The organism is Psychrobacter sp. AOP5-GZ1-6, assembly GCF_052376345.1.
Lineage (GTDB): Bacteria > Pseudomonadota > Gammaproteobacteria > Pseudomonadales > Moraxellaceae > Psychrobacter.
Window position 1 is genome coordinate 1 of the sequence record NZ_JBQSVP010000165.1, and the last position, 6,154, is coordinate 6,154.

Below are 6,154 nucleotides of genomic sequence, written 5' to 3' on the forward strand. Positions count from 1 at the left end.
TTTTAATACAAGCGATAAGCGCTTGAGTTATTTATAGTAATCATCGTTTTTCTTTAGCCACCAGTTCATGTTGTCCTGACGCTTAGATCGGAACGCTTCTAGTTTTTCTGCAACGGTTTGATTGTGCTGCCGCGCGGTATCGAGCGCAAACAGAATGGGTACTGAAGACAGCACACCAAAACGTATTTTTGATTTTGGTAAGTTTAGTCCATCACCGATATCATCGCCGACTAATGTCCGTGTCACACTGGCATTGACCATCTCAACGAATCGCCCGCGTCGATTGTCCTCCCCCATAATCTGGCGCGGTAAGTCGTGCAGGGCTTTTGCCAATGGTTGTCCCATTTTAAAATCAAGCTGCTGAATAGATAGGTAGGTATAGAGCCACTCCCAGCAGGCGGCCTCATCTTTTGGTAAGCGATCTAAGTCAACGCCCATCCAGTAGCTGGCGAGATTCCATAGATGCAAGATCCCTTCCGCTTCTTCGGTGCTGATGCGCGCACCCAGCAGTCGTAGTCCACGCATGATCAACAATGAAAACTGTAAATGGGTGGCAATCATATCGGTTTGATTAATCGGGATGCCCCAGTAATCGGTGTTCCAACTGCCATCAGGGTTACGGTGTTGCTCAATATCTGAGATGACGTCTTTGGCAGCATTGCCTTTACCTTTGAGCAAGTTTTGTCGTACCAAAGTGTGAATTTGACGCACCTTGATTGATTGTCGCCAGCCTTCAGAGCCAATCGCCAATACTTCAGCAGTAGATTTTTGGCCATTATGTACGCTCGCTTGAGGATGTTCAGAAACAGCCAGTATATAAGCGTAAGTACGCATTAATCGTGGTAGGGCATCATGCATCAATGCGCCAGTTTGAATGAGCGGTAAAGAGAGCGCAGGAATGCTATAGCCTGCCATCAATGCGACATTGCGCAATAACCAAATCAACATCAGTGGATAGCGGCGATAGGCGACCGCACCAATTTGTGCCAGCTTTGGATCGAACCAATCTGGCTGGCTACTCAGTTGCTCTGTTAAGGTGGTAAATGATGGGTTCTGTATGAGGTCGTTATCTACTTTTTCGTCGATGATGAGCTGCTGCAAGGGCTTTGCAAAACGGATGCCTTCAGTGGCTAATGCGTCCGCTAATGGATCGCCAATATCATAGCCTGAGACGATCTCATTTAATAAATCTTGTGAGAGGACAAAGTTTTTGGGTAACAGATAGCGCTTGACCCGCTTTAGGACTTGTAAGTCGCTGTGATCATCAATCGCAGTAGTACGCCCATGACGTAGGTAAGAGGCTGATGACGGTTTATGCTTTAGACGGCTATTAATAATATCTGCCCTATGTGTGTCAGTTGAATCCATAGCTATTCATCTGCTCTAATAAGTCGAGTTGCGTTTGTGCTGTATTGATACGATGTCTGGTTTGGCGTAGCTCGTTGGCGAGTGATAATAGACGTCTGCGTGCTTCTTTTTCATTGTCAAATTCCAACATCTCACCACTTTTAAGCCTGTCAAATTCTTCTCGATACTCTTTTAATAGTCGCTGATCACTTTCTAGCTGTTGCTCTAAATGGTATTGGTCAAGACCTTGCTGATTGGCTTGTTGCAGAGTGCTTGTTATCGCAGCTGGACAGACATTATTTAACTTACGCCCACGTCTGCCAAGGTTATAAGCGTTATCGGTCATACAGTATTGCTTGAGGCCTAATTGGCGACCGCGTTCCCATGCTTGGTAGTTAGGAGTGACGCTGGCTTTGGCACAAGCTTTGGCATGTGACGCTAAGCGGTCTGATTGATAACCTGATATGCCGTCGTTATAACCAATGGCTTGCCAGTCACCGATGAGGCACTCTTGCTTTGACAGCGTGGCACAGCTGGATAATAGAAAGATGCTACCAAAGATAGATAGGCTCAGAGAAAGCCGCCGTACAAGCTGTTGCATGGTAATCTCCTATAACTACTGACGCTAATCGAAACATCCTCACATTAAAAATATGCTTGTCAGTATGCTGTTTACGGTAAAAACGTCTTCCGCTTATATTAGCGGAAGCATTTTTAATGATGACGCGTCCTAGGTTAGATTTTTAGATCAGAGCTTTAGATCAAAGCTTTAGGTCACCGTTTTATGATTGCGGACGAGTCAAATCAACTGAGGTGCCACTCACATTGTCTTTTAGGGTGACTTTAAGCATGATATAACCTGCGATGCCAGAGACGATTGAACCCATGATAATACCGAGGCGCTCATCAAATAAGGTGGTTTCGCCAGCAAATGCTAAGCCGCCGATAAACAAGCTCATAGTAAAGCCCACACCACATAATAGTGCCGCGCCGTAAACTTGCTTATAGTTCATACCTCTAGGCATGGTTGATATACCGAGCTTAAAGATTAACCAGCACATTATCATGACACCAACCTGCTTACCGATGAATAGGCCAGCAGCGATACCAAGGGGGACTGAGTGGAATAATTCAGCGACGCCTGCACCTTGAAGCGAGATGCCAGAGTTGGCAAATGCAAAGATTGGTAAAATCCCGAAAGCCACCGTATTGTGTAGGTCATGCTCTAGCTCTTCAAGTGGAGAGTGCTCAGGATCCGTACGGTCAAACATCGGAATAAACAGTGCTAAGACCACACCAGCTAAAGTGGCATGAATACCAGACTTGAGCACGGCAACCCACATAATCACACCAATGAGCAGATAAGGCGTGATACTAGTGACGTTGCGGCGATTGAGCATATACAAGAATGGCAGACACAAACCAGCTAACGCTAATGATTCTAATGACAGCTCACTGGTATAAAATAGCGCAATGATTAAAATCGCACCAATATCATCAAATATGGCAATGGATACTAAGAAGACCTTTAGAGAGTTGGGTACGCGACTACCAAGTAGACTCAATATCCCGAGAGCAAAAGCAATATCGGTTGCCGCAGGAATGGCCCAACCTTTCCAAAATTCTGGTTCATGGTAGTTAAAGAGCAGATAGACAATCGCTGGTGCAATCATGCCGCCCAGTGCTGCACCGGCGGGTAAGATGATTTGTTTGACGTTGGATAGCTCACCGATTAAGACTTCGCGCTTGAGCTCAAGACCAACTAAGAAAAAGAAAACCGCCATCAGACCATCATTGATCCAGTGGTGGGCGTCTTTAGCGATGGCAAAATCACCAATTTGGATAGCAACAGGTGCGTGGATAAAGCCTTCGTACCACACGTGAAGAGGGGAGTTAGCAATAATCATTGCAGCAACAGCAGCCAAGGCTAAAACGATACCGCCTGCTGCCTCAAATTCAAAAAATGCTTTAATCCTTCGTATTGCCATATCATCCTCATCTACTAAAAACTAATTACAAAATAGTTCAATAACTTCAAGCGTCTATACTACTGCCTTTTATCAGGTGGTAGATAGACAAGAACAGTCTCTCATACTCTTATTAATATACACAACAAAATACGTCTTAAAGTCGTTTGTTACATTCTTGAACCAGACGACTCTTATATTAAGTATTTATGAAGTGGTTAGACAAATTTAACAGACTTTGTCATGTTTTTGGTTTTTTTTGCCCCTTTATCTTTATAATGAGCGATATTAGCAAAACCAATAGTTATCCTAAATGCTACTTCAGCAGCAACTTTAATAATAGTATTTTAAATTCAATTTCCAAAGCCAAGTTTTAAGGCTTTTTCTTTTTTATCATAAATTTTGTAGGTCAGTGTCATGGATTTATCGCTCTCGTTAGAGGTTATTTTAATGCTTACTGCGGTGGCAGCATTGGCAGGATTCATCGATGCCATTGCAGGCGGTGGTGGTTTATTGACTATACCAGCGATGCTACTAGCGAATATCCCACCAGTATTGACACTTGGTACTAATAAATTGCAAGCTGCATCCGGTGCGTTGGCGGCTTCTATCACCATGATCAAAAAAGGCGTGGTGAAACCAAAACGTATAAAAGTGGCTATTATTGCCGCGTTTCTTGGCTCTGTTGTTGGGACAATTGCTGTACAGCTATCGCCGCCAGATATACTAGAAAAGTTGATTCCATTTTTAATTGCCGCCATTGGTATTTACACCTTGTTTGCACCTAGGCTTGGCGAGGTAGAAGCAGCACCGCGCATTAGCGAGAGTAAGTGGCAAAAAATCGTCGCACCGATGATCGGTTTCTATGATGGTTATATTGGTCCAGGTACGGGTATGTTTTTTGCGCTTGGTAACGTGGCACTACGCGGTCGTCAAATCATTGAGGCGACAGGTGCTGCCAAAGTATTGAACTTATCGACCAATATTGGCTCGTTAATATTTTTTATATTAGGTGGCAATGTGTTGTGGAAAGTAGGCTTGGCTATGATGGTCGGGCAGACGATAGGTGCATACTTTGGCTCACATATGGTGGTTAAAGGCGGTAGCAAACTTATTCGACCAGTGATTGTGTTGGTGTGTTTGGCAATGATTACTAAATATGTTTTTGGTTAGTTGGGGCGTATTGGTTACACTTGCCTTCCTTAAGATCTTCATCTTATGAGTGGTGTAAGCGTCAAAAAAAACCTCAGCCAATATGACTGAGGTTTTTTACTTTTAGGTTATTTATTGTGTAGCTATGATATTAACTTCGGCGATCGACATCGTCATACTCACTACCCATTATGCCATCATTCATAACTTCAGAGAATGCGCGTTCATTGTATTCATCAATATGACCATCAAACATTTCTTTTGTACCAGCGTCAGCGTCATTGTAGATAGCCAAGTCCATTTTGCCCTCGGACTTTGCCACGATAGTGGTTACTGCGGCATCACCGCCAACGTTAACAGCAGTACGCAACATATCCAGCAGGCGATCAACACCTAAGATCAAGCCAATACCTTCGATTGGTAAGCCAACTTGTGCAAATACCATAGACAGCATAATTAGACCAACACCAGGTACACCAGCAGTACCGACAGAGGCTAGTACTGACATTAAGATAACGGTCAGATACTCAGTAATACCTAAATCAATCCCATACAAGTTAGCGATAAAGATGGTCGCTGTACCCTGCATAATGGCAGTACCATCCATATTGATGGTGGCACCAAAAGGAACCGTAAACGATGCTACAGAGTTATTCACACCCATACGCTTGGTAACAGTACGCAACGTTACCGGAATGGTCGCATTTGAGCTTGAGGTACTAAATGCAAAGATTTGCACTTCACGCATTTTTGCCAAAAACGTTTTGATTGATAGTCCTGAAAACACCTTTAAGACGATCATCATGGTGACAAAGAAGTGGAAGGCCAATGAGCCAATCAATACAGCGACATAACCAAATAGAGACACGATCAAGTCCAAACCAAGATCAGCCATGGCTTTGGTTAACAGCGCAAACACACCATAAGGTGCTAGGTTCATAATGATGGTTACCATTTTTAAGATAACTTCATTAATCAGCTCTAAACTTTGGACTAAACCTTTAGCAGGCTTACCCACCATCAAAATACTAATACCAATCAAAATCGCAAAGAAAATAATCGATAGCATGTCACCATTGGCCATGGCGCTAATGGGGTTGGATGGAACGATATTTGAGAAAACATCAATGAGAGGTGGCGCTTCCTTTGCTTCAAAGCTGGCCTCAGATGCTAAGTCCATGCCTTTACCAATACCAAATAACGAGCCAAGCCCAATTGCGGTGGCAATCGCTAAAGCAGTTGTTAGCATATACATGAAAAATGTTTTTGTACCGATGCGACCAAGTAGTCGAATATCACCAATACCGCAGACACCACAAATCAATGAGATAAGTACTAAAGGTACAACCAACATTTTGAGTGAGTTGACAAAAAGTTTACCGATAATACCGAATAAGCCATTGACCAAATAGTCATTGACGAACCCACCTTCTGCGTTTAGTCCTGTGTAGTTAAAAAATAATCCTAGGGCGATACCTAAGACCATAGCAATTAGAATCTTGCCTGTCAGTCCCAAATTCTTCCACATAATTTATATCCTTTGTGTACGTAACTTTCAGTAGTGAACATGGTGCTCACGTCAATGTGATGATGACCGTTGCTATCAAAACCGCTTTGGCTACGTGTATCAAGTGCTTTGGCTTTTCGACTTGTTGTCAACTTTTTCGGAGGACAATATAAAAGAATTA

At 43.3% G+C, this 6,154-nt stretch carries 5 protein-coding genes; 1 reads left to right on the top strand and 4 read right to left on the bottom strand.

Annotated elements, in window-relative coordinates; translation table 11 throughout:
• Positions 1-27 precede the first annotated feature (27 nt).
• The 3 genes from ACT3RN_RS14090 to nhaA all read right to left on the bottom strand — a co-directional run bounded on the left by ACT3RN_RS14090 (position 28) and on the right by nhaA (position 3,335).
• Positions 28-1,368 carry an oxygenase MpaB family protein gene (locus tag ACT3RN_RS14090; RefSeq protein ID WP_192520656.1) on the bottom strand — a complete coding sequence of 447 codons (1,341 nt, stop codon included), beginning with the start codon at positions 1,366-1,368 and terminating at the stop codon, positions 28-30.
• Positions 1,355-1,948 (bottom strand): DUF2799 domain-containing protein, encoded by a 594-nt coding sequence (locus tag ACT3RN_RS14095; protein WP_192520657.1) that lies wholly within the window; start codon positions 1,946-1,948, stop codon positions 1,355-1,357. The genes ACT3RN_RS14090 and ACT3RN_RS14095 overlap by 14 nt, the downstream gene beginning before the upstream one ends.
• Positions 1,949-2,129: 181 nt before the next feature.
• The gene (gene nhaA / locus ACT3RN_RS14100) at positions 2,130-3,335 is read right to left on the bottom strand and encodes a Na+/H+ antiporter NhaA (RefSeq protein WP_192520658.1); all 1,206 of its coding nucleotides are present in this window, start codon (positions 3,333-3,335) and stop codon (positions 2,130-2,132) included.
• A 396-nt stretch (positions 3,336-3,731) separates the two neighbouring features.
• On the opposite strand from nhaA, the gene ACT3RN_RS14105 reads away from it, so the two are divergent.
• Complete coding sequence (locus ACT3RN_RS14105) at positions 3,732-4,487, top strand: TSUP family transporter (protein ID WP_192520659.1); 756 nt, start codon at positions 3,732-3,734, stop codon at positions 4,485-4,487.
• A 130-nt stretch (positions 4,488-4,617) separates the two neighbouring features.
• On the opposite strand, the gene ACT3RN_RS14110 is transcribed toward ACT3RN_RS14105, so the two are convergent.
• Positions 4,618-5,994, bottom strand: coding sequence for a dicarboxylate/amino acid:cation symporter (locus ACT3RN_RS14110; RefSeq protein ID WP_192519716.1), 1,377 nt, complete (start codon positions 5,992-5,994; stop codon positions 4,618-4,620).
• Positions 5,995-6,154: the final 160 nt, after the last annotated feature.

What these genes read in the sequence shown, in the direction of transcription:
- ACT3RN_RS14090 (WP_192520656.1), bottom strand. Translation starts at nt 1,368, where the DNA reads ATGGATTCAACTGACACACATAGGGCAGATATTATTAATAGCCGTCTA.
- ACT3RN_RS14095 (WP_192520657.1), bottom strand. Translation starts at nt 1,948, where the DNA reads ATGCAACAGCTTGTACGGCGGCTTTCTCTGAGCCTATCTATCTTTGGT.
- nhaA (WP_192520658.1), bottom strand. Translation starts at nt 3,335, where the DNA reads ATGGCAATACGAAGGATTAAAGCATTTTTTGAATTTGAGGCAGCAGGC.
- ACT3RN_RS14105 (WP_192520659.1), top strand. Translation starts at nt 3,732, where the DNA reads ATGGATTTATCGCTCTCGTTAGAGGTTATTTTAATGCTTACTGCGGTG.
- ACT3RN_RS14110 (WP_192519716.1), bottom strand. Translation starts at nt 5,994, where the DNA reads ATGTGGAAGAATTTGGGACTGACAGGCAAGATTCTAATTGCTATGGTC.